Below are 22,563 nucleotides of genomic sequence, written 5' to 3'. Positions count from 1 at the left end.
GGGGCCGTGCACCCGAATGACCGGCAAGCCATGCATGGAAGGCACACGTCGGATATGTCTGAGTGGCGATCAGCGACGCTCAGGGGGTGCAGGCTCGACGGCTTGGCGTCGCCGGGATCGCGGAATCCTGCCCCCACAGCCAAGGAAGCCCCATGACTGACACGCTCAGACGCGCAACCGTCACCGCCGTCACCGGCCTCGGCCTGTGCCTGACGCTGCTGCCCGCCGCGCAGGCCCAGGCGCAGGCACCGACCCGCGTCGCGTGCAATGACATCGCAGCCCTGAAGGCGGCCATCAACAACGCGAACACCAGCGGCGGCAGCATCGCCCTCGCCCCTCGGTGCGTCTACACCCTGACCCAGGCCGACAACCCGGGTGACGGCCTGCCCGAGATCACCGGCAAGGTGGAGATCACCGGGGACAACACGACCATCGATCGCAATTCCGGCACGCCGTTCCGCCTCTTCCACGTGCGGGAGGGCGGCAGCCTCACCCTGAAATCGATCACCGTGCGCTACGGCGAGACCGGCACCACGGACTCGCACGGCGGGGGCCTCCTCAACGACCACGGAAGCCTCACCCTGATCGACTCGACGGTGCGGAACAACAGGGCCAGCACCGGCGGCGGGATCTGGAACCAGCTGGGGACGCTCACCCTGAAGAACACCACGGTCAGCAACAACCACGCGGCTTTCGGCGGCGGGGTGGCCACCAACGGCACGATGTCCATGCAGGGCGGCGCCCTCCGCGCCAATACGGGCGCCTTCTGGGGAGGCGGCCTCGCCAATGCAGGGGACACCAAGCTCAACGACGTGTCGGTCAACGGCAACGACTCCGGTGACCGCGGCGCCGGCATCGTCACCCTGGCGATCAACCTCGAGACCGGGCCACTGCGTCTGAACTCGACCAAGATCAAGGGCAACATCGCCCGGAGCAACGGCGGCGGCATCCAGACCGGCTCGGACGAGCCGACGACCCTCCACCGCAGCACCGTCAGCCACAACACCTCGAACGGCGGCCCCACCACCGGCGGCGGCATCGAGAACTCCGGGATCATCCTCCGGCTCTTTATCGGTACGACGAGCGACTCCCAGCGCAAGGAGAGCACCGAGAACTCGACCAAGCTGGCACCCCACCGGGTGGAGCTCATCCAGAGCAGCGTCGTGAAGAACGATCCGACCAACTGCGCCCCGCCCAACAGCGTTCCCGGCTGCGTGAACTGAATCCCGGGTGGCGGCGGGGCACCGGTGACGCGGAGAGTGCCGCACGATCCCGACAGCCGTCGGGGGAGGCGCCACCGCGGGTTCGCATCCACCGCCGGTGGCCGCACCACCGCGGGATGTCCACCGCCGCATCCACCGCACCGCCGAAGAGCAGGCACCTGCGCGGGACCGCCGGGCACGCGGTCCCCAGCGGCCCCTCTGCCCCCCGGCCGACGCCATCGGCCGGGGGCTTCGCCTCGGGCCCGCCGCGCCGGCGAGTGGCGACGGCAGCGCACCTGGGCCCGCCACTTCTCCGGGAGACGGCCCGCCGCTTCTCCGGAAGGTCGAGGCGCGGGTAGCTTGGGCGCCCATGTGCATCTCGCTCGACCGGGCCGAGTTCTCGGGAACGACCCTGTACGCCGGGAGACTTCACCACCCCGAGCACGGCCTGATCCACGTGCTCGGGTACCAGAACACTCCCGTCAACCTCGCCGCCGGGCCGAACGCGATGCTGCTGCATCTGCCCACCGCCCGGATGACCCGGGAGCACTTCCTCCCGGTGGGGCGCACCGGCGATGTCCTCAACCGCATGGTCGACGCGGTCCGCCGGCCCCTCCGGACGGGCATCACCGACGACATCGCCTGGATGGGGACGGACGGCGCAGCGGTCGAGATCTTCGAGCACGACATCTACACCGTGCTGCTCGCGGCCGACCCGACCAGGATCCCGGCCGCGCTCGATGACGTACCGGAGCACAGGCGTCCGCGCCTCGACCCGGACCTGCTGAGGTTCTACGCCGACCACTATCCGGGGCACACCATCGCGGTGTGCTGCTTCGACAGCGCCGCGGCCCGGCGCGCCGAACCACTCCTGATGTGGTACTCGCCCCTCGACCCGGACCGGTTGACCCTGCCGGCGCTGGACTGCCACACCGGCGAGGCACCCGATCTCGACGCCGATGTGCCCGTCGACCACTGGGTGATGCTCTCCACCGACGCGGCACCGCCCTGCTGGGGCGAGCTCGTCGACCACCCGCGGGAGATGCGTCACCGGCTGCGCTCGTACCTCCCCGACGCGGTGGTCGGTGCCCGCTACGGCGGCCGGCTGCCCAACGGCGACTTCTCCATCAGCCACGACGACCTGCTCGCCACCGGCATGGAGGGGCTGCGCCGTCTGAGGCCGGAGCGGGCCGCGTAGCCGGACCCGCGGGACTCCTCCCCTCAGCCCGCCACCCAGCCCCCGCACCGCCCGGCCACCCGCACGTTCGGCGCCGGTCCCTGACTGGCCTCCCCCCGCCCGGGCGCACAGTATGGGTCTCAGGTGGGTTACGGAATGTCCAGCGACAGCGGGGCCGGGGTCGGACTCCCGAACGAGGAGGCGGATCCCGGCACCGGAACGCGCGGTGTCGGCCTGCGGACCCCAGGGGCGCGGCAGGCTGCGGCCGAGCAGGCCCCGGTGTTCGCCGGAGCGACGCTCGCCGCCGTCTACGTGCTGGGCGAGGGTGAGGGCGAGCTGTACCTGACCGGGACCCTCGGCGGCTCCGGGGCCCGGTACGGGCTCGCGCCGAGTTACGCGCTGGCGGGCCGTTCCCCCGCGGCCGACGCGTTCCGGGCCGGCCGCCCCCTGTGGTGGAGCTCCGCCGAGCTCGCCGACCGCCGCACGGCACCCGGCGACAACGGGGACGCACCGGTCGGCGCCACGGAGTCCCCCGAGCCCCTCCCCGCGGGCATCTCGCTGGGCGCCGTGCCCCTCGGGGTCAACACCCGGGGCCTGGGCTGTCTGCTCTTCGTGGACGAGAACGGGGACGGGTTCGCCCCCGAGCGGCGCACCCTGCTGGAGCTGTACGCCGACCATGTCGCCGCCCGGCTCGAAGCCGGCGGCGAGCCGGACGCCGTGGGGTCCCTGACGCGGACGGAGGCCCGCGCCCTGCCGGGATCCGCCCTGGACGGTCTGCGGGTGGGGTCCTTCACCGTCGTGCTGAACACCGGGCTGATCGAGGCCGATCCGTGCATGCTGGAGCTGGTCGACATCGCGCCGGAGCGTTTCGACGGCCGGGTGGAGACGCTGCTGGCGTACACCGTCCCGGACGACCTGCCCGCGCTGATGTCCGTCGTGGAGCCGGGCCGGCTGACCGTCGGCAGCCGTGAACTGGAGTTCCGTGTCCGCCGTCCCTCCGGGGAACTGCGCTGGCTGCGGTTGCGCTGCCGGGTTCTGCCCGACGCCGGGGGCGGTCCGGAGCGGGTGCTCGGGGTGGTGGCCGACGCCTCGTACCTGCGCCCCGGTGCCGACGAGGTCTCCCGGGTGCAGCAGCTGTCCGCCGCGCTGGCCAACGCGACGACCGTCCGGGAGGTGGGCCGGGTGGTCGTCTCCGCCCTGCGGGAGCCGCTCGGCGCCGACCGGGTGGTGCTCGCCGAGGTCGGCGGGGACCGGCTCGTCGTCACCCTCCTGGACCCGCCGGAGCCCGGCAGCTGGCCGGAGGCCTGGCGGGCGGAGTGGCATGCGGAGTGGCCCGACGCACCGGCGCGCGCCCTGCCCACGCTGGAGGCGGCGCTGCGCGAGGGCCGGGCGACGCTGTGGCCCGCGGGCACCGGGCTCGAACCGAGCCTCGCGGACGTCGGCCCCGGCGGGCTCGCCATCCTGCCGCTGCCCGCCGACGGCCGGGTGGTCGGCGCGTGTCTGGTGGGGTGGGAGGACCTGCACGAGTTCGGTCCGGAGGAGCGGTCGCTGCTGACCGCGACGGCGGGCCTGGTCGGGCAGGCTCTCAAGCACGCCCATGCGCTGGACGCCGAGCACGAGCTCGCCACCATGCTCCAGCGCAGCCTGCTGCCGCGCCGGCTGCCCGCGCTGCCCGGCGGGGTGGCCGTCGCCCGCTATCTGCCCGCGATGGTGGGGATGGACCTGGGCGGCGACTGGTACGACGTCATCCCGCTCTCCGAGGGCCGCATCGCCCTGGTCATCGGCGATGTGCAGGGGCACAGCGCCGGGGCCGCCACGATCATGGGCCAGATGCGGACGGCGATCCGGGCGTACGCGGTGGAGGGGCACCCGGCGGACGTGGTGGTCTCGCACACCAACCGGCTGCTGGTCGGCATGGAGACCGACCTCTTCGCCACCTGCTGCTACGTCGAACTGGACATGGAGGAGGGCGAGGCATGGATCGTCCGGGCCGGGCACCTGCTGCCGCTGGTGCGCCACCCGGACGGCAGCGCCCAGGAGGTGGCGGCCGAGGGCGGGCCGCCGCTCGGGGTGCTCGCCGACGCGGAGTTCGCCATCACCACGCTCGGGCTGCTGCCCGGCACGGTCCTCGCCCTCCTCACCGACGGCCTGGTCGAGTCCTCGCGGCTCGACCTGGAGGACGGGATGCGCCGGCTGTGCCATCTGCTCACCGCGGCCGACCCGTCCGACGCGGGGCGGATGGCCGACGCACTCCTCGTCGACGCCGGCCGCCGGGACGACGACGTGGCGCTTCTGCTGCTGCGCTACGACGGCATGGAGTTCCGGCCGATCCGGGCCGGCTGGACGGTGTGGCGGCTGCCCGACGCGGTGCTGCACGCCCGCCGGTTCGCCGCCCGCAAGCTGCGCGCCTGGGGCCTGGAGGAGGAGGTGGACGCGGCGCTGCTGGTCGTCTCCGAGCTGGTCACCAACGCCCTGCTGCACACCCAGGGGGCGGTGCGGCTCGATCTCACGCTGGGCGTGGACCGGCTGCGGGTGGCGGTCAGCGACTCCTCCCCGCGGGCCCCCGCCAAGCCGGTGATCGTCGACTGGGAGTCGACCGGTGGCCGGGGCATCCTGCTGGTCGAGGCGATGTCCTCCGCCTGGGGTTCGGTGCCGGTCAGCGGCGGCAAGCAGGTGTGGAGCGAGATCGTCGTGCCGCCGCGCGAGCCCCGCCCCACGGACCCCCCGGAGGGCCCCGCGGAGCCGGAGCCGGAGGCGGACGCCCCCTGGTGGACCGCGCTCGGAACGCCGTGAGGAGGCTCCGCGTGCCGATCCGCACGACCGTCCGGTCCCCCGGCGCCGCCCTCGGGGCGGTCGCCCTCTCCCTCGCGCTCGCCCTGGGCTGCGGGCAGGCCAAGGAGTCCGGGGGCTCGGGCGAGGAGTCCCTGTCCGGGGGACGGGAGGGTACGGGCGTGACGATCGGCCTGCTGCTGCCGGACAGCCACACCGCCCGCTGGGAGGCGTTCGACCGGCCGCTGATCGAGCAGAAGATCAAGGAGCTGTGCGCCGACTGCAGGGTGGAGTACGCCAACGGCCAGGGCAGTGTCGCCACCCAGCAGCAGCAGGTGGACACCATGATCACCAAGAGGGTGGACGTGATCGTCCTGGACCCGGTCGACTACAAGTCGCTGCGCTCCTCGGTCAAGGAGGCGGACCGGGCGGGCATCCCCGTCGTCTCCTACGACCGGCTCGCCGAGGGCCCGATCTCGGGCTACGTCTCCTTCGACGGCAACGAGGTCGGCCGGCTCCAGGCCGAGGCCCTGCTCCGGGCGATGGGGAAGAAGGCCGACGGCGGCCGGATCGTCATGATGAACGGCGACCCGACCGATCCGAACGCGGCGTGGTTCCGGGAGGGCGCCCTGTCCGTCCTCGAGGACAAGGTGCGGATCGGCAAGGAGTACGACACCCCCCAGTGGAGCCCGGAGAACGCGCACATCGACATGTCCGGCGCCATCTCCGCCCTCGGCCCCGGCAGCATCGACGGCGTGTACTCGGCCAACGACGCGCTCGCCTCCGGCATCGTCTCCGCCCTGAAGTCCGGCAACGTCACTCCGCTGCCCCCGATCACCGGCCAGGACGCCGAGCTGAACGGCGTCCAGCGCATCGTCAAGGGCGAGCAGTCGATGACCGTCTACAAGCCGTTCAAGCCGGAGGCCGAGGCCGCCGCCGCCATGGCCGTCGCGCTGGGCCGCGGCGAGTCGCCCGACAGCGTGGCCCAGGACCGGATCAGCACCTCGACCGCCACCAACGTCCCCGCCGTTCTGCTCACCCCGGTCCCCCTGACGGTCGACACCATCAAGGACACCGTCGTCAAGGACGGTATGTACACGATCGATCAGATCTGCACCGCCAAGTTCCGGTCGGCCTGCGAGCGGGCCGGACTGATCCCGTGACCGGGGAGAAGGAGAGGGTGTGCCGTGTCGTCCCTGCCCCTGCTGTCCCTGCGCGGTGTCTCCAAGCACTTCGGCGCCGTCCAGGCCCTCACGGACGTGGAACTGGACATCCACCCCGGGCGGGTGGTCGCCCTGGTGGGCGACAACGGCGCCGGGAAGTCCACCCTGGTGAAGGTGATCGCCGGAGTCGGCCCCGCCGACCACGGGCTGATCGAGTGGGAGGGCCGGGCGGTGCAGATCAAACGGCCGCACGACGCCCAGACCCTCGGCATCGCCACCGTCTACCAGGACCTCGCGCTCTGCGACAACCTCGATGTCGTCGGGAATCTCTTCCTCGGCCGGGAGATCCACCGGATCGGCATCCTCGACGAGGTGGAGATGGAACGCCGGACCCGCAGTCTGCTGCGGGCCCTGTCCATCCACATCCCCGATGTGCGCCGCCCGGTCGCCGCCCTGTCCGGCGGCCAGCGCCAGACGGTCGCGATCTCCCGCTCGCTGCTCGCCGGGCCCCGGGTCCTGCTGCTGGACGAGCCCACCGCGTCCCTCGGGGTCCAGCAGACCACCCAGGTCCTCGACCTCATCGACCAGCTGCGGGACCGCGGCATCGGGATCCTGCTGATCAGCCACAACATGGGTGACGTCAAGGCCGTCGCGGACGAGGTCGCGGTGCTGCGGCTGGGGCGCAACAACGGCCTCTTCGACGTGAACACCGCCTCCCAGGAACAGATCATCTCCTCCATCACCGGAGCCACCGGCGACGCCGTGACGCGCCGCTCCCCGCGTGCGGGGGAGACGGAGCTGTGATCCCGGGCGGACGGGTCCTCAGGGGCTGGCTCCGGGCCTACGAGAACCGGCTGGCCGGCGGCGAGCTCGGCGCCGTGCCCGTGATCCTGGGGCTGCTCGCGATCTGGATCATCTTCCAGAGCCTGAACGCCAACTTCCTCTCGGCACGCAACCTGTCCAACCTCAGCGTGGACATCGTGGGCACCGGCCTGATCGCGGTGGGCATCGTCTTCGTGCTGCTGATCGGTGAGCTGGACCTGTCGGTCGGCTCGGTCAGCGGCCTCGCGGCGGCCCTGTTCGCGGTGCTGAACGTGCAGCAGGGCGTGCCGGAGTGGCTGGCCCTGGTGACGGCGGTGCTGTGCGGGGCGGCCGTCGGGATCGTCCAGGGGTTCTTCTTCGCCAGAGTCGGGGTGCCGGCCTTCGTGGTCACCCTGGCCGGGCTGCTGGCCTGGAACGGCCTGATGCTCTACATCCTGGGCACCAGCGGCACCGTGAACCTCGACGACGAGGGGCTGGTCGCCACGCTGACCAGCCACTACTTCGGCAATGTCGCCGCCGCGTACGGCCTGGCGGCGCTGGGCGCGGCGGTGTACTTCCTCACCTCCCACGTGGACCGGCGGCGCCGCAGGGCCATCGGGATGCCGGCCCGGTCACTCGTCGAGATCGGGGTGCGCACCGGCGTGCTCACGGTGGTCGCGTTCGCCACCGCCTGGGTGCTCAACCAGTTCCAGGGCCTGCCGCTGGCCCTGCTGATCTTCCTGACCGTCCTCGCGAGCCTGGAGTTCGTGCTCCGCCGCACCTCCTACGGCCGCAAGGTGTTCGCCCTCGGCGGGGGCGTCGAGGCGGCCCGCCGGGCGGGCATCAACATCGTGCGGATGCGGATCTCGGTGTTCATGGTGTCCGGCACGATGGCCGCGGTCGGCGGCCTGATGCTGGCCTCGCGGGTGACCTCGGCGAGCCAGACCTCCGGCTCGGGCATCCTGCTGATGAACGCCATCGCCGCGGCGGTCATCGGCGGCACCAGCCTCTTCGGCGGACACGGCTCGGCCTGGTCCGCCCTGCTGGGGATGCTGGTCATCCAGTCGATCGCCTCGGGCATGGCCCTGCTGGGCATCCAGGCGGCCGTGCAGTTCATGATCACCGGCGGGGTGCTGCTCGCGGCCGTGGTCATCGACTCCCTGTCACGCCGCTTCCAGAAGGCCCACGGCCGGGCCTAGCCGCTCGGCGGGGTCCGGCGCGTCGGCCGTGCCGGGCAGGCTGCCGTGCCGGGCAGGCCGCGCCATGCCGGGCAGGCGCCCCACGGCGCCGGGAGACGAAAAGCGGCCCGGTGCGGACGGGCCGAGTTGCCGCCCTCCGCGCACGGGTGTGCTCTGGTCGTGAGGGGAGAGAGGAGTCCGCCATGTCCACGACTGCCATGCCGGCCCGCCACTACCCGTCCAGCGCCGTGGGCGTCCCCGTCACGCTGGGGATCGCCTACGGCCTCTACGTGGCCTGGCTGGAGAGCAACAACGGATCGTCCAACACCAGGATCACCGTCGCGAGCCTGGTGGGCGGAGCCGCCGTCGCCGCGCTCTGCTTCGCCCTCGGAATGGTGCAGCACCGGCTGCGCCGGGAGGTCCGGGCCGCGTCCTACGGGGCGATCTTCGGGGCCGCGCTGGGCTACATGCTCACCGTGAGCGGTCAGACCTGGCTGGAGGGGACCCTGATGGGGCTGATCCTCGGGCTGTCCATGGCCGTGGTGACGTTCTACATCCGCTATACGCAGGAGATGTGACCGGCGCGGCCTCCGTCCGGAGCGTCACCGGCGCCTCGTCCCGCCCCCGCGTCAGCGCGTCCGCGCACCGCCGCGTCCCGCCCCGGCTCGTCCACGCGCCCCCGCGGTCGTGCGCAAGGATGGCGGCGAGCCAAGGATCGTCGGAAAGGGACGCCATGACGCAGCCGTTCACCGTACGGATCACCGTCCGGGGCTACGAGACGGACTCACAGGGACACGTCAACACCAGCGTGTACATGCAGTACGCCGAGCACGCCCGCTGGTCCCTCGTCCAGGCAGCCGGGATACGCCAGAGCGAGCTGATCGAGAAGGGTGTGGGCCCGGTCAACCTGGAGACCACGATGCGCTTCCACCGTGAACTCCGGGCCGGTGAGGAGATCGAGGTGTCCTGCGCGTTCGTGTGGGGCGAGGGAAAGACGTTCCGGGTCGAGCAGACCATCCGGCGGGACGGCGAGCTCGCCGCCGAGCTGCACAGCGTCGGCGGGCTGATGGACCTGCGGGCCCGCAAGCTGGTGCCGGACCCCCGGGATGCCTTCCGCGCCTTCGCCACCGACGCCTCACTGCTGGGCCTCTGAACCGGAGGGGAACGGGGGAAACGACGGCGGCGGACCGCACCCGAGGGTGTGGTCCGCCGCCGTCGTCCAGGGGAACGGGCCGGTGTCAGCCGCCGATCGCGCTCCCGGCGACCCACTCGTTCCAGTCCATGTTCCAGCCATTGAGGCCGTTGTCCGGGGTGATGGTCTTGTCCGGGGAGTTCTTCACGACCACCACGTCACCGATGAGCGTGTTGTCGAAGAACCAGGCCCCGGGCTGGCTGCTGTCGCCGGCGCCCTTGGCGTCGTTCAGGCCGACACAGCCGTGGCTGGTGTTGACGCTGCCGAAGATCGAGTCGGCGCCCCAGTAGTTGCCGTGGATGAAGGTGCCCGAGGTGGACAGCCGCATCGCGTGGGGCACGTCCTTGATGTCGTACTCGCCCTTGCCGCTGCTGTTCTTGAAGCCGACGGTCGAGCCGTCCATCCGGGTCTCCTTGAACTTCTCGGAGATCACCATCTGGCCGTTGTAGGTCGGGTTCTCGGGGCTGCCGGCCGAGATCGGGATGGTCTTGACCTTCTTGCCGTCCCGGGTGATGGTCATCTGCTTGGTCTTGGTGTCGACCGTGCTGACCTGGTTCCGGCCGACGGTGAAGGTGACCTTCTTCTTCTGGACACCCTTCACCCCCGGAGCGCCTTCGACCCCGTCCAGGTCGAGATCGAGGGTGACCGTGGAGCCGGCCTTCCAGTAGTCCTCGGGGCGGAAGTCCAGACGGTTGCCGTTGAACCAGTGCCCGACGACCTTCTGGCCGCTGGTCGAGCTGACCTTGATCGCGGACTCGACGTCCTTCTTGTTCGTGATCGCCTTGTCGAAGTTGATGGACACCGGCATGCCGACGCCGACCTTCGACCCGTCCTCCGGCGTGAAGTTGCCGATGAAGCTGTTGGACGGGGAGACCGTGGTGATGGTGGAGTTCTCGTTGGCCGAGCGGCCCTTCGAGTCCTTCGCCTCCGCGGTGATCTTGTACTTGGTGGAGCGCTCCAACTGGCCGTCGGGCGTCCACGTCCGGCCGTCGGAGGACAGCTTGCCGGGAACATCCGTACCGGACTCGACCGCGGTCATGGTGACCTTGGTGAGCTTGCCGCCCGCGACCTTGACCTTGACGTCGCTGTTGATGCCGGCGTTGTTGGCGCCGTCCTTCGGGCTGATCGCTATTCGCGCGTCGGAAGCATCCTTGGCGGCCTGCTGGTCCACCTGAGCCTGCGACTTGGCACGGTTGTCGGTGCTGCCTTCGCCGTCACCGCCGCCGCATGCCGTGAGCGCGAGCGCACCACTGAGCAGTGCGGCCGCGGCCACCAGGCTCCTGCGACGCTTACCGTCCGTCATCACACGCTTCTCCATTGCTACTGGTCCCCTGAAATCCCCGAGCCGAGCCGTGCGGCGCACTTTTCCCGGCCGCTCTTGGTAGAACACCTATCCCTATTCGTCCGGTTCCCCCGCGACCGAAAATTGTGGGGTACGCCACGTGGGACAGGGTCCCGGTCCACATCGTGGACACCGGGACGGCTCGTGCCCTTCCGTCACGCCCTCCCGGCACCGCCTTCCCCAACCGACCGGTCCCCATCCTCACCGATCCAGCCGATTCCGTCGAAGCCCCCGTCCTCGTCGTCGAAGTCCCACTCCGCGGAGTCCGGGTCGTAGTCGACCTTCTCACTGCTCCAGGACGCCTGTGCGAGCTCGACCCCGGGAACCCCGTTGACCAGGTCGAACGGGTCGACGAGATAGGCGAGCGCCTCGGCCGCGTCGTCCCGGACGGACGCCTGGGCGTGAGCGCGCTCGTCGTCGGGCACCGTGGCGTCACCCCCGATCTGATCCATGGCCGCTCCGGTGAGTTCACCCGTGTCGGTGATCTCCAGGACCAGTTCCACCCGAAGGCGCACGAACTGCGATGTCTCCTCAGTGCTCATGGCCGGAGCGTAAGGGGCCCGGAGGCCAAGACTTTCCCGCGACCCGCAGGTGTCATTAACATCTCCCGGGACGGCCAATTCTCCAGCTCCACAAGGGGGTCCGTTACGTGTCCGCACGCCGCCCGCTGCTGACCGCAACTGCCGCGGGTTCGATGCTCTTCGCACTGTGGTTCGTCCCCTCCGCGAACGCGACGGTCGAGGATCCCGGCGCGGCACCGCGGAACCAGCCGACGACACAGCAGGTGAACGCCCCGGATGCCCCGGACGCCTCGGGTGCCCGGCCCCAGCAGCTCTCGCTGGCGGACACCGGCAGCGTGGACACCACCCCGTACCTGGTGGGCGGCACCCTGTTCCTGGGCCTCGGCGCCGCGTTGGTCTCGGTGGCCGCGCGCCGCTCCCGTCCGAACATGTTCTGACGGTCCGGAGGATTCCGGCCCCGCGGCCTTCCGCGCTCGGGCCGCGACCTGGCCCCGCTCCCGCCACGGCCCGCCATGGACCCCGAACACCCCTCTTCCCACGTCCCGCTGACGGACCTTCCGGCTGAAGGCGGCCGACCGCGGGCGGCCCCGCCACCTCAGGTGGCGGGGCCGCACCGGACCGGTTCCGCCCACCGGAGGAAGCGGCTCGGGGGTCAGGACTCGGAAGCCAAGGGGCTCAGTCGAGCGGCCCGGTGACCGACTCCACCGCGTGGACCAGCTTCCCGGAGCGGACGAAGGCGTCCGCCGCCGCGAGGTCCGGTGCCAGGAAGCGGTCCCCGCCCGGCCCCTCGACTCCCGCCTCCCGTACGGCCGTCAGGACGGCGCGGGTCGCCGGCGCCGGGGTCAGACCGTCGCGCAGCTCGATCGCCCGGGTCGCCGCGACGAGTTCGACGGCGATGATCCGGCCGAGGTTGTCGACGGCCGTCCGCAGCTTGCGCGCCGCGGACCAGCCCATCGACACATGGTCCTCCTGCATCGCGGAGGACGGGATCGAGTCCACCGACGCCGGCACGGCCAGCCGCTTCAGCTCGCTGACCAGGGCGGCCTGCGTGTACTGGGCGATCATCAGCCCGGAGTCGACACCGGGGTCGCCGGCCAGGAACGGCGGCAGGCCGTGGGAGCGGTTCCTGTCCAGCAGCCGGTCGGTGCGCCGCTCGGCGATGGAGCCGAGATCGGCCGCCGCCACCGCCAGGAAGTCCAGGACGTACGCGACGGGCGCGCCGTGGAAGTTGCCGTTGGACTCCACCCGCCCGTCGGGCAGCACCACGGGGTTGTCCACCGCGGCCGCGAGCTCCCGGTCGGCCACCAGCCGCGCGTGGGCGAGGGTGTCCCGGCCCGCGCCGGCGACCTGCGGGGCGCAGCGGACCGAGTACGCGTCCTGGACCCGCGGCGCGTCGTCCTGGTGGTGACCGGTGAGGCCCGAACCGGCCAGCACCTTCAGCATGTTGGCGGCGCTGGCGGCCTGGCCCGGGTGCGGCCGGATGGCGTGCAGCTCGGGCGCGAGGACCTTCTCGGTGCCCAGCAGGGCCTCCAGGGTCAGCGCGGCCGTGATGTCGGCGGCGGTGAACAGCCGCGCCAGGTCGGCGCAGGCCATCACCAGCATGCCCAGCATGCCGTCGGTGCCGTTGAGCAGGGCGAGGCCCTCCTTCTCGTGCAGCACCACGGGCTCGATGCCGTGCTCGGCGAGGAGTTCGTGGGCCGGCCGGACGACCCCGTCGGGGCCCTCCGCGTCCCCCTCGCCCATGAGGGCCAGGGCGCAGTGGGAGAGCGGGGCGAGGTCCCCGGAGCAGCCCAGCGAGCCGTACTCGTGGACGACCGGGGTGATCCCGGCGTTGAGGAGCGCGGCCATGGTCCGGGCGACCAGCGGCCGGACGCCCGTCCGGCCGGAGCACACCGTCTTCAGGCGCAGGAACATCAGGGCGCGCACCACTTCGCGCTCGACCCGCGGGCCCATGCCGGCGGCGTGCGAGCGCACGATGTTGCGCTGGAGCTGGGCCCGCAGCTCGGGGCTGATGTGCCGGACGGCCAGCGCGCCGAAGCCGGTGGAGACGCCGTAGACCGGCTCCGGCTTGGCGGCGAGCGCGTCGATGACCTCGCGGGACGCGGCGAGGGCCGCCAGGGTCTCGTCGGAGAGCTCGATCCGGGCCTCGCCCCGGGCCACGGCGATGACGTCCTCCGCGCTCGTCCCGGACGTCCCCACCACCACAGTGTGCATATCCATATTCAGGCACCCTAGAGACTGAATCGCTGGATGTCACGAGTGGGTTCGCACACGGGGAACGACCCCGCGGCGTCAGTCCCGGCGGAACCTGCGGCGCTCCGGGCCGCCCTCCGGCGGCGCCTCCGCGAGCCGCAGGACCGGGTCGTCCGGCCCCTCCCGGCCCGCGACCACGGGCTTCCGGGAGTGGGCGGCCTTCGCCCGGTACTGCGCCGCGTCCGCGAGCCGGAACAGCCGCCGCGCGGAGCCGACGGGGCCGATCCGCTCGCCGGTGGAGGCGACCCCGCAGGCCACGCCCTCGCCCAGCTCCAGCGCGGTGGCCCGGCGGCACAGCTCCTCGGCGGCCCGGACCACGTCGTCCGGCGGCGGGCCCACCGCCAGCAGGCAGAACTCGTCGCCGCCCAGCCGGGCCACCAGGGCGCCCGGCAGCATCGCGCCGCACAGCGACAGCAGCGAGCCGAACCGCTCCAGCAGCCGGTCCCCCACCGCGTGGCCGAGCGAGTCGTTGACCCGCTTGAGCCCGTTGAGGTCGCAGACCACCAGGCTCACCACGGTGCCGTCGGCCCGGTGCCGCTCCACCGCCTCGTCGAGCCGCAGATCGACCAGCCGCCGGTTGGCGAGACCGGTCAGCGGGTCGGTGAAGGCCAGCCGCCGCGCCTCCTCCAGCCGCTCGGTCTGCGCGATCCCGGCCGCGGTCACCGAGGCCAGCACGGTGGCGAAGGAGGCGTCCGCGGGCCCGAAGACCGGCTCGTCCGCGGGGCGCGCCACATAGAGCTCGCCCCACGCGCGCCCGTGCAGCACGATCGGCGCGATCACGCAGCAGCCCCGGCCGCGCCGCAGCAGGGCCGCGCCGCGCCCCCAGCCGCCGCCCGGGGGCGGCCCCGGGGGCCCGTACGCGGCGGAGGCGGCGTCCGCTCCGGGCTCGCCGGCGACCTCCACCCAGGCGCTCGGCTCACCGCCGTCCGCCCCCTGCTCGTGCAGGAACTCCACGATCTCCGGGAACTCGTGCACCGGATAGGTCTCGTCCTCCGGGAACTCCTCCTCGCCGGCCGCCAGCTCACCGACGTTGACCAGCACCCGGAGCCGGCCGAGCTCCCGCTCCCAGACCGAGATCGCCGCGAACACCCCGCCGAGGGCCCGGCAGGCGCCCGCGGCGGCGGCCCGCAGCGCCTCGGGGCCCGTCTGCGCGGCGGCCATCGCCTGGGCCAGGCCCACAACGGCCCGCAGCCGCGCATCGCCCCCGCTGCCGTTGTCCGACACCGCACCCTCGCGTTCCGTTCACCGTGCGCACACCCTGCACCGCGCGCACTCCAGCGTAGGAACATTTCACGCCATTCGCCCCGTTCGGGCGAGAGGTCGTACCGGTACGGCACCGGGACCGCGCGAGCCTACGCTCCACGGCGCGGGCCACCCGCCCGCGACGGGGCACGGCACCGGCCCGCGGGACCGGCGCGCGCCCCGTACGGCCGGGTGGCCGCCGGGCCACGAGGCCGGGCCGTGGGGGCCGGCCGCCGGGCACGGGGCAGCCGCTACTCGCCCGGCCAGTCCGGGGTGCGCTTCTCGTTGAACGCCGCCACACCCTCGGCGCGGTCGCCCGAGAAGGCCACGCTCCGCCAGGCCGCGTCCTCCACCTCCAGGCCGGCCGCCAGGTCCAGCCCGTGCCCCAGCCGCATGGCCCGCTTGGCGGCCCGCAGCCCGACCGGGGAGTTCCCGGCGATCCGCGCGGCCAGCGCCAGCGCCTCGGTGCGGTCCTCGCCCGCCGCGACCAGCTCGTCCACCAGGCCCAGCTCCCGGGCCTCCGCCGCCTCCACCCGGCGGGCGGTGAAGACCAGCTCCGCCGCGCGGGCCGCGCCCACCCGACGCGGCAGCAGCTGGGTGCCGCCACCGCCGGGGATCACGCCGACCGACACCTCGGGCAGTCCGACCACGGCCGTCCGGTCCGCCACGATCAGGTCGCAGGCCAGCGCGATCTCGAAGCCGCCGCCGAGGGCGAAGCCGTGAACGGCGGCGACGGTCGGCATCGGCAGCTCCAGCACCGCGGTGTAGGCGGCCCGGGTGTACGGGCGCTGGCGCACCAGCTCGGCGTCGGTCAGGGAGTTGCGCTCCTTGAGGTCCGCCCCGACGCAGAAGGCGCGCTCGTGGCTGGAGGACACCACCACGACCCGGGCGGAGCGGTCGGCGGCCAGCGTGGCGCACGCCTCCGTCAGCGAGCGCGCCATGGCGGTGGAGACGGCGTTCATCGCCTTCACCCGGTCGAGCACCAGCTCCGCCACATGCCCGCCGTGCCGTCGTACGACGACCCACTCCCCGAACCGCTGCTCGCCCATGCGCCCTCCCGGTTAACGACCGTGAACCCGACGCGAGGCATCATCGCACCGGCAGCCGCCCGCCGTCAGGCCCCTCCCGGGGCGACGGGTACGGTCCGCCCGCCGAGCAGCCCCGCGACCGGTACGGTCCGTCCACTGAGCAGCCTTCCGTGGCGACCGGTACGGGCCCCTCTCCGCTCAGCGGGCTCCCCGGTCTCCGCTCAGCGGGCTCCCCGGCGCGACCGCACGGCGTACCGGACGGCGCCCCGCCCGGCGCCGTCAGACCCGGCCGCCGCCGTCCGGGGAGGCCGGCTGCGCCCGCCGGGTCAGCAGCCACGGCTCGACGACCCCGAGCCCGCGGACCGGCCGCTGCCACATCGGCTGCAGCGCGAAGCGGTACGGCGTCTCCGGGCCCTCGCCCTCCTTCTCGGCCGCCGCGGCCTCGGCCTCCGACTCCGGGGCCTCCCCGGACCGCATCAGTTCCTCCGCGAACGCCCCGTCCACCAGGACGGCGTCCTTCGGCGCTATCGACGTCAGCCGGCTCGCCAGGTTCACCGTGGTGCCGAAGACGTCGCCCATCCGCGTCGTCACGGTGCCCAGCGCGATGCCGACCCGCAGCTCCGGCATCGTCTCGTCGTGCCCCATGGTCTCGATCAGCCGCAGCCCGATCTCGCTGGCGACCCCGGCGTCGTCCGCGGCGAACAGCACCTCGTCGCCCAGGGTCTTGATCAGCCGGCCGCCGTGCGCCGCGACCAGGTCCGCGGCCGTGGTCTCGAAGGCCTCGACCAGCTCGCCGAGCTCCTCCTCCTCCAGCCGCCGGGTCAGCCGGGTGAAGCCGACCAGGTCGGCGAAGCCCACCGCCAGCCGCCGGTCGACCATCTCCTCGTCGTCCTGCGCCTGCACGACCCGGCCGGTCGCGGCGGCCAGCTGCCGCCGCCAGACGTAGACCAGGAACTCCTCCAGCTCCGGCAGCAGCAGCTCGATCAGCGGATAGGTGACCTCGGTGCGGGTCATGCCGGGCTCCGGCGGCTCGGTCAGCCCCTCCAGGAAGGAGTCGATCTGCCACTCGGCGAGCCGGGCGGTGGTCTGGCCGGTGGACCGCGCCACCTGCACCGCCAGCGGCTCGCTCAGCAGCCCCGCCTCGACCAGACCGGCCAGCCGCCGCAGCGCCAGCACGTCGGCCTCGGTCAGCGCCTTCGCCTGGCCGATGTCCGCGAAGCCCATCGCCCGCCAGAAGCGCGAGGCGAGCTCCATCGAGACCCCGGCGCTGCGGGCGGCCTGGAAGGGCGTGTAGCGGCGCTCGGCGCCCAGGATCAGCTGCTCCAGCCGGAGGGCCAGGGGGTCCCCCTCCTCGGGGGCCGCCCCGTCGCCGTCCCGGGCCGGGGCGGCCTCGGCACCCTCGGCGCCGTCGCCACGGGCACCGTTGCCGCCGGCCCCGTCGCTCCCGGCCCGGCGGGCGGGTCCGGCGCGATCGGCGTCGGTGCGGGCGGCGTCGGCACGTCCGGCGTCGGTGCGGGCGGCGTGCTCGGGGGCGGACTGCACCTGCGGTTCGGGGGATTCGTGTGCGCGCCCCGGCGCGCCCGGGTCGTCCACGGTCACCGCCCGCCCCCTGTCCGATCCCTGCGCACAGCCCTTCCGATCACTTCTCGCCGCTCCGCCCGGGTCCCGCCAGGCCGCTGCCTGGTCCGGTGCCCCAACGATACGGCAGGTGTGCCCTAGCTCACTCTTGTGTCGCGGAGCGGAGATGGACGATGTCCCCGGCTCCCACCGGCTGCTGCACACCCGCGTCCGTGGCGAGCACCAGCCGGCCGTCGCCGTCGATCGCGACGGCCTCGCCCACGATCTCCCGGCCGCCCGGAAGTTCGGCCCGTACGGTCCGGCCGAGCGTCGCGCAGCCCGCCGCGTAGGCCTCCTGGAGCCGGCTGGCCCCCGGGTCGCCCCGGGCCGCCCGCCAGTCCCCGTACCACTGCTCCAGGGACCGCAGCACCGCCCGCAGCAGCGGGTCCCGGTCGCTGGACGACGCCCCCGCGAGGGCGAGGGAGCCCGCGCCCGGCACCGGCAGCTCGTCCGCGTGCAGCGAGACGTTCAGCCCGATCCCGATCACGACGCCGTCCCCGGCCCGCTCGGCGAGGATCCCGCCGGTCTTGCGCTCCTCGTCGCCGATCCGCACCAGCAGGTCGTTGGGCCACTTCAGCCCGGTGTCGACACCCGCGGCGCGGGAGAGCGCGGTCGCCGTCGCGACCCCGGCGAGCAGCGGCAGCCAGCCCCACCGCCCGACCGGCACGTCGTGCGCGCCGGGCCGCAGGAAGACCGAGAAGAAGAGCCCGGAGCGGGGCGGGGCGGACCACTGCCGGTCCAGCCGCCCGCGTCCGGCGGACTGCTCCTCCGCCACCAGCACCGTGCCCTCGTCGGCCGCGCCGGCGCGGGCCCGCTCCGCCAGGTCGCTGTTGGTGGACCCGGTCACCTCGACCACGTCGCAGGAGGTCCAGAGCCCGCCCGGGCGGACGAGGGCCTTCCGCAGGGCGGTGGCGTTCAGCGGCGGCCGGTCCAGATCGGACCAGCGGCCGTGCGGACGGTCGGGCTGCGGTGCGCCCGGCGGCTTCGGCGTCATACCGTCAGCGTAGGGCCCGTACCAGCTCAGGGCCCGCGCGCGAAGGGTCCCAGGTGTGGCCAACACCGCACTGCCACAGCGCACAGTCGCGGATACGCTACGAGGCGGTAGCCCCATGTAGCCCAGGTAGCCCAATCCGAGGACGAGCAGGAGCCGCATCCCGATGTCCGAGCCGGAAATCGACATTCACACGACCGCAGGCAAGATCGCGGATCTGCAGCGGCGGACCCACGAAGCGACGCACGCCGGCTCCCAGCGCGCCGTCGAGAAGCAGCATGCCAAGGGCAAGCTGACAGCCCGTGAACGAGTCGAGCTCCTCCTCGACGAAGGGTCCTTCGTCGAGCTCGACGAGTTCGCCCGGCACCGGTCGACCAACTTCGGACTGGAGAAGAACCGGCCGTACGGCGACGGCGTCGTCACCGGCTACGGCACGGTCGACGGCCGCCCGGTGGCCGTGTTCTCCCAGGACTTCACCGTCTTCGGCGGCGCCCTCGGCGAGGTCTACGGCCAGAAGATCGTCAAGGTGATGGACTTCGCCCTGACCAACGGCTGCCCGGTCATCGGCATCAACGACTCCGGCGGCGCCCGCATCCAGGAGGGCGTCAGCGCCCTGGGCCTGTACGGCGAGATCTTCCGCCGCAACACCCACGCCTCCGGGGTGATCCCGCAGATCAGCCTGGTCGTCGGCCCCTGCGCCGGCGGCGCGGTCTACTCCCCCGCCATCACCGACTTCACGGTCATGGTGGACAAGACCTCGCACATGTTCATCACCGGCCCCGACGTCATCAAGACGGTCACCGGTGAGGACGTGGGCTTCGAGGAGCTGGGCGGCGCCCGGACGCACAACTCGACCTCCGGCGTCGCGCACCACATGGCGGGCGACGAGAAGGACGCGATCGAGTACATCAAGTCGCTGCTGTCCTACCTGCCGTCCAACAACCTCACCGAGCCGCCCGCCTTCCCCGAGGAGGCGGACCTGGAGACCTCGGACGAGGACCGCGAGCTGGACACGATCATCCCGGACTCGGCGAACCAGCCGTACGACATGCACCGGCTGATCGAGCACGTCCTGGACGACAACGAGTTCCTGGAGACCCAGGCGCTGTTCGCCCCGAACATCGTCACCGGCTTCGGCCGGGTCGAGGGCCACCCGGTGGGCATCGTCGCCAACCAGCCGATGCAGTTCGCCGGCTGCCTGGACATCGACGCCTCCGAGAAGGCCGCGCGCTTCGTCCGCACCTGCGACGCGTTCAACGTGCCGGTGCTGACCTTCGTGGACGTCCCGGGCTTCCTCCCCGGCACCGACCAGGAGTACAACGGCATCATCCGCCGCGGCGCCAAGCTGATCTACGCCTACGCGGAGGCCACGGTCCCGCTCATCACGGTCATCACCCGCAAGGCCTTCGGCGGCGCCTACGACGTCATGGGCTCCAAGCACCTGGGCGCCGACCTCAACCTGGCCTGGCCGACGGCGCAGATCGCGGTGATGGGCGCGCAGGGCGCGGTCAACATCCTGCACCGCCGCACCATCGCGGCGGCCGAGACGCCGGAGCAGGCCGAGGAGGTGCGGACCAGGCTCATCAGCGAGTACGAGGACGCCCTGCTCAACCCGTACACGGCAGCCGAGCGGGGCTACGTGGACGCGGTGATCATGCCCTCGGAGACCCGTCGGCACATCGTCCGCGGGCTGCGGACCCTGCGGAACAAGCGGGCGTCCCTGCCGCCGAAGAAGCACGGCAACATCCCCCTGTAAGGAGGCCGGCCCATGTTCAAGGTTCTGCGGGGCAACCCGACTCCCGAGGAGCTGGCTGCCGCACTGGCAGTGGTCCAAGCACGCGCCGCGGCGGCCTCGTCGGCCGCCGAGGCGCGGGAAGAGCTGAACGAGTGGTCCGACAAGGCCCGTAACGTGCCCCGCGGCGGCCTGCCGCAGCCGGGCCCGAAGGCCTGGCGCAGCTCGGCCTGGCCGCGCTGACCCGGCCGGTCCCGCCCGGTCCCACCGTGCCGCCTGAGTACCCGTACTCAGGCGGCACGGTCCGTTCTGTCGCAGGATCGAAGGATGCTGTGGTCCGATCCCTCCGACGAGCCCTCCGAGGAGCTGCGCGACGCCCAGGAGAAGCTCCGCCGGGCGGGCCGGGTCCTGGCGGTCGCGATGGTGGTTCTGATGCTGGTCCTCGGCCTGCTGCACCCGTGACGGGCGGGGCGGCCGACGCGTAGCTCCGCGCCCCGCCGCTCCCCTCCGGGCCCTGCTTTCTCCTCCCCGGCCCCTCGGGGTCCGTCTCCCCTCCGGGCCCCGGCGCGGCCCCGATACCCTGGCGGGCATGACCGGGAACCCCTCCGCCGCCGCGCGCACGCTCGTCCTCGCCTCCGCCTCGCCCGCCCGTCTCGGACTGCTCCGGCAGGCCGGAATGGCGCCCCAGGTGATCGTCAGCGGGGTCGACGAGGACGCCCTCACGGCGGACTCCCCCGCGGAGCTGGCCCGGGTGCTGGCGGAGGCCAAGGCCGCGGCGGTGGCGGCCCGTCCCGAGGCCGCGGGCGCGCTCGTGGTGGGCTGCGACTCGGTGCTGGAACTGGACGGCGAGGCGCTGGGGAAGCCGGCCGACGCCGAGGAGGCCACGGCCCGCTGGAAGTCCATGCGCGGGCGCTCCGGCGTCCTGCGGACCGGGCACTGCGTGATCGACACCGCGAACGGCCGCCGGGCCGCGACGACCGCCTCGACGACGGTGCGCTTCGGCGAGCCGACGGACGCCGAGGTCGCGGCGTACGTGGCGACCGGTGAGCCGCTGCACGTGGCGGGCGCGTTCACCCTGGACGGCCGCTCCGCGCCGTTCGTCGAGGGCATCGACGGCGACGCGGGCAACGTCATCGGGCTCTCCCTGCCGACGCTGCGGACCCTGCTCGCCGAGGTGGACGTGGCCATCACCGACCTGTGGGTCCGGGAGGCCTGAGCGGCGCCCCGACCTGACGGCGCGTCCGGAACGGCCCGCACGACGGAACCGCCGCGCGGAGCGAGGCCCGGGCCCGGCGAACGGCGCCGGAACGGCGTCACGGGGCTCCCCGGGGCGAGCCCCGGCCCACGCGGCGTCAGGAGGCCCTGGAACGGGCCACGGCCGCGCCCGAGCGGGGCGCGGCCGGTCAGCCGGTCCGGGGCCGGGACGCGCCCGGATCAGGCGGGGTTGGCCCCGGGAGCGGCGGGCGGAGCCTCCGCGGCCGGCTCCGTGCCCGCGCCGTCCTGCGGGGCGTAGGCGATGAGGGTGAAGACGAGCAGCGCCAGCACCACCGTCAGGAACAGGAACGCCGCCCAGCCCACCAGCCCGACCGCGAGCATGGCGAGCACCCCGTGCACCACGGCACACGTGATGAGCAGGATGCGGGCGAACCGCCCGGGGGCGCGGTCCCGCAGCGCGCCGAGCAGCAGGACCACCCCGCAGCAGGCCAGATAGCAGCCGAACAGGCCACCGGCGATCCAGGTGGACACGGTCATGGCGTGCGGGTCGAGACCGGCGAGGGACATGTCCTGCCGGTCCACCACCACGCCGAGTATCAAATGGACCAGCGCGATGCCGATCGCCTCCAGAAACAGCAGCACCGCCCCCACCACGGCCACCGGTCTCCGTGCCACGCCGCCCACCCACTTCCGCTGTTACCTGCAGTACCGACGTCAGCGCGAACGCTACTAATGGGTAATCCGAGGAAACAAGGGGTGTGCGCCTCGCCCGGCCGGGCGAATCGATGCGGCAAAGTTTCCTTCCCCCGTTCGTAGGGAGCCGACAAAGAATCACCTCCCACGACGGGGCCGCGCAGCAGAGATCTTGACCACACCGAAGGGCCTGTCTGCCCGGGGAATTGCGGGCGTACCGTTGGACGACAAGGGTTTTCGACCCTTCGGCGACGACGGGATGACACTCCGTGTGGGCAAGGTCACCCCGGATGGCGACTCGGCATCTCGTGTCGGCAGTCCCTAAACTCGCCTTGTTTCAAGGAGGGAGCCATCGTGCGCAAGGTGCTCATCGCCAACCGAGGCGAAATCGCTGTCCGCGTTGCCCGTGCCTGCCGGGATGCCGGGATCGGATCCGTAGCCGTCTAC

22 protein-coding genes are annotated in these 22,563 nt (G+C 72.9%); 14 read left to right on the top strand and 8 right to left on the bottom strand.

The genetic code is table 11. The annotated features are described in order from the left end of the window. Positions 1-152 precede the first annotated feature (152 nt). The 8 genes from ACFYYR_RS27060 to ACFYYR_RS27025 all read left to right on the top strand — a co-directional run bounded on the left by ACFYYR_RS27060 (position 153) and on the right by ACFYYR_RS27025 (position 9,443). Positions 153-1,223: a hypothetical protein gene (locus ACFYYR_RS27060; protein ID WP_388858816.1), complete on the top strand. Its 1,071-nt coding sequence runs from the start codon at positions 153-155 to the stop codon at positions 1,221-1,223. A 349-nt stretch (positions 1,224-1,572) separates the two neighbouring features. After that, a complete protein-coding gene (locus tag ACFYYR_RS27055) occupies positions 1,573-2,400 on the top strand; it encodes a hypothetical protein (RefSeq protein WP_388858813.1) in 828 nt (275 codons plus the stop codon). A gap of 135 nt (positions 2,401-2,535) precedes the next feature. Next, complete coding sequence (locus ACFYYR_RS27050) at positions 2,536-5,172, top strand: SpoIIE family protein phosphatase (RefSeq protein ID WP_388858810.1); 2,637 nt, start codon at positions 2,536-2,538, stop codon at positions 5,170-5,172. A gap of 17 nt (positions 5,173-5,189) precedes the next feature. After that, positions 5,190-6,311, top strand: a complete 1,122-nt coding sequence (locus tag ACFYYR_RS27045) for a substrate-binding domain-containing protein (RefSeq protein ID WP_388859330.1) — start codon at positions 5,190-5,192, stop codon at positions 6,309-6,311. Between the two features lie 24 nt (positions 6,312-6,335). Beyond that, complete coding sequence (locus tag ACFYYR_RS27040; protein WP_388858807.1) at positions 6,336-7,115, top strand: ATP-binding cassette domain-containing protein; 780 nt, start codon at positions 6,336-6,338, stop codon at positions 7,113-7,115. Then, on the top strand, positions 7,112-8,311 hold the full coding sequence (locus tag ACFYYR_RS27035) for a sugar ABC transporter permease (RefSeq protein WP_388858804.1): 1,200 nt from the start codon (positions 7,112-7,114) through the stop codon (positions 8,309-8,311). The genes ACFYYR_RS27040 and ACFYYR_RS27035 overlap by 4 nt, the downstream gene beginning before the upstream one ends. Before the next feature lie 182 nt (positions 8,312-8,493). Continuing rightward, entirely contained in the window at positions 8,494-8,868 is a 375-nt protein-coding gene (locus ACFYYR_RS27030; protein ID WP_388858801.1) for a hypothetical protein, read from the top strand. A 155-nt stretch (positions 8,869-9,023) separates the two neighbouring features. Next, positions 9,024-9,443: an acyl-CoA thioesterase gene (locus ACFYYR_RS27025; RefSeq protein WP_388858798.1), complete on the top strand. Its 420-nt coding sequence runs from the start codon at positions 9,024-9,026 to the stop codon at positions 9,441-9,443. A gap of 85 nt (positions 9,444-9,528) precedes the next feature. On the opposite strand, the gene ACFYYR_RS27020 is transcribed toward ACFYYR_RS27025, so the two are convergent. Both ACFYYR_RS27020 and ACFYYR_RS27015 read right to left on the bottom strand, forming a co-directional pair. Next, positions 9,529-10,785, bottom strand: coding sequence for an Ig-like domain-containing protein (locus tag ACFYYR_RS27020; protein WP_388858795.1), 1,257 nt, complete (start codon positions 10,783-10,785; stop codon positions 9,529-9,531). Between the two features lie 194 nt (positions 10,786-10,979). Continuing rightward, the gene (locus ACFYYR_RS27015; RefSeq protein WP_388858792.1) at positions 10,980-11,366 is read right to left on the bottom strand and encodes a hypothetical protein; all 387 of its coding nucleotides are present in this window, start codon (positions 11,364-11,366) and stop codon (positions 10,980-10,982) included. A gap of 107 nt (positions 11,367-11,473) precedes the next feature. On the opposite strand from ACFYYR_RS27015, the gene ACFYYR_RS27010 reads away from it, so the two are divergent. Next, positions 11,474-11,782: a hypothetical protein gene (locus tag ACFYYR_RS27010; RefSeq protein WP_388858789.1), complete on the top strand. Its 309-nt coding sequence runs from the start codon at positions 11,474-11,476 to the stop codon at positions 11,780-11,782. A gap of 238 nt (positions 11,783-12,020) precedes the next feature. Here ACFYYR_RS27010 and hutH read toward each other — a convergent pair whose 3' ends face one another. From hutH to ACFYYR_RS26985, 5 genes are all read right to left on the bottom strand, one after another. Continuing rightward, positions 12,021-13,559, bottom strand: a complete 1,539-nt coding sequence (gene hutH / locus ACFYYR_RS27005) for a histidine ammonia-lyase (protein WP_388859327.1) — start codon at positions 13,557-13,559, stop codon at positions 12,021-12,023. A 78-nt stretch (positions 13,560-13,637) separates the two neighbouring features. Beyond that, positions 13,638-14,759, bottom strand: a complete 1,122-nt coding sequence (locus tag ACFYYR_RS27000; RefSeq protein ID WP_388859324.1) for a diguanylate cyclase domain-containing protein — start codon at positions 14,757-14,759, stop codon at positions 13,638-13,640. A 332-nt stretch (positions 14,760-15,091) separates the two neighbouring features. Then, on the bottom strand, positions 15,092-15,889 hold the full coding sequence (locus ACFYYR_RS26995; RefSeq protein ID WP_388858786.1) for an enoyl-CoA hydratase/isomerase family protein: 798 nt from the start codon (positions 15,887-15,889) through the stop codon (positions 15,092-15,094). A 258-nt stretch (positions 15,890-16,147) separates the two neighbouring features. Next, entirely contained in the window at positions 16,148-17,467 is a 1,320-nt protein-coding gene (locus ACFYYR_RS26990) for an adenylate/guanylate cyclase domain-containing protein (protein ID WP_388858783.1), read from the bottom strand. A gap of 121 nt (positions 17,468-17,588) precedes the next feature. Beyond that, on the bottom strand, positions 17,589-18,479 hold the full coding sequence (locus ACFYYR_RS26985; RefSeq protein ID WP_388858780.1) for a biotin--[acetyl-CoA-carboxylase] ligase: 891 nt from the start codon (positions 18,477-18,479) through the stop codon (positions 17,589-17,591). Positions 18,480-18,642: 163 nt separating this feature from the next. Between ACFYYR_RS26985 and ACFYYR_RS26980 the strand changes: the two genes are divergently transcribed. The 4 genes from ACFYYR_RS26980 to ACFYYR_RS26965 all read left to right on the top strand — a co-directional run bounded on the left by ACFYYR_RS26980 (position 18,643) and on the right by ACFYYR_RS26965 (position 21,424). Beyond that, a complete protein-coding gene (locus ACFYYR_RS26980) occupies positions 18,643-20,232 on the top strand; it encodes an acyl-CoA carboxylase subunit beta (protein ID WP_351514718.1) in 1,590 nt (529 codons plus the stop codon). A gap of 12 nt (positions 20,233-20,244) precedes the next feature. Beyond that, positions 20,245-20,451 (top strand): acyl-CoA carboxylase epsilon subunit, encoded by a 207-nt coding sequence (locus ACFYYR_RS26975; RefSeq protein ID WP_351514720.1) that lies wholly within the window; start codon positions 20,245-20,247, stop codon positions 20,449-20,451. Positions 20,452-20,535: 84 nt separating this feature from the next. After that, positions 20,536-20,670 (top strand): morphogenic membrane protein MmpB, encoded by a 135-nt coding sequence (mmpB, locus tag ACFYYR_RS26970; protein WP_351514722.1) that lies wholly within the window; start codon positions 20,536-20,538, stop codon positions 20,668-20,670. 127 nt (positions 20,671-20,797) lie between these two features. Further along, a complete protein-coding gene (locus ACFYYR_RS26965) occupies positions 20,798-21,424 on the top strand; it encodes a Maf family protein (RefSeq protein WP_388858774.1) in 627 nt (208 codons plus the stop codon). A gap of 218 nt (positions 21,425-21,642) precedes the next feature. Here the strand turns inward: ACFYYR_RS26965 and ACFYYR_RS26960 are convergent, their stop codons facing one another. Continuing rightward, positions 21,643-22,098, bottom strand: a complete 456-nt coding sequence (locus ACFYYR_RS26960; protein WP_388858771.1) for a hypothetical protein — start codon at positions 22,096-22,098, stop codon at positions 21,643-21,645. A gap of 372 nt (positions 22,099-22,470) precedes the next feature. On the opposite strand from ACFYYR_RS26960, the gene ACFYYR_RS26955 reads away from it, so the two are divergent. Next, positions 22,471-22,563: biotin carboxylase N-terminal domain-containing protein (locus tag ACFYYR_RS26955; RefSeq protein WP_351219746.1), on the top strand; the 93-nt coding region annotated here is incomplete at its 3' end.

The organism is Streptomyces sp. NPDC001922 (assembly GCF_042891165.1).
Classification (GTDB): domain Bacteria; phylum Actinomycetota; class Actinomycetes; order Streptomycetales; family Streptomycetaceae; genus Streptomyces.
The sequence above is the reverse complement of the archived record's forward strand: the minus strand, read 5'-3'. Positions and strand labels throughout refer to the sequence as shown.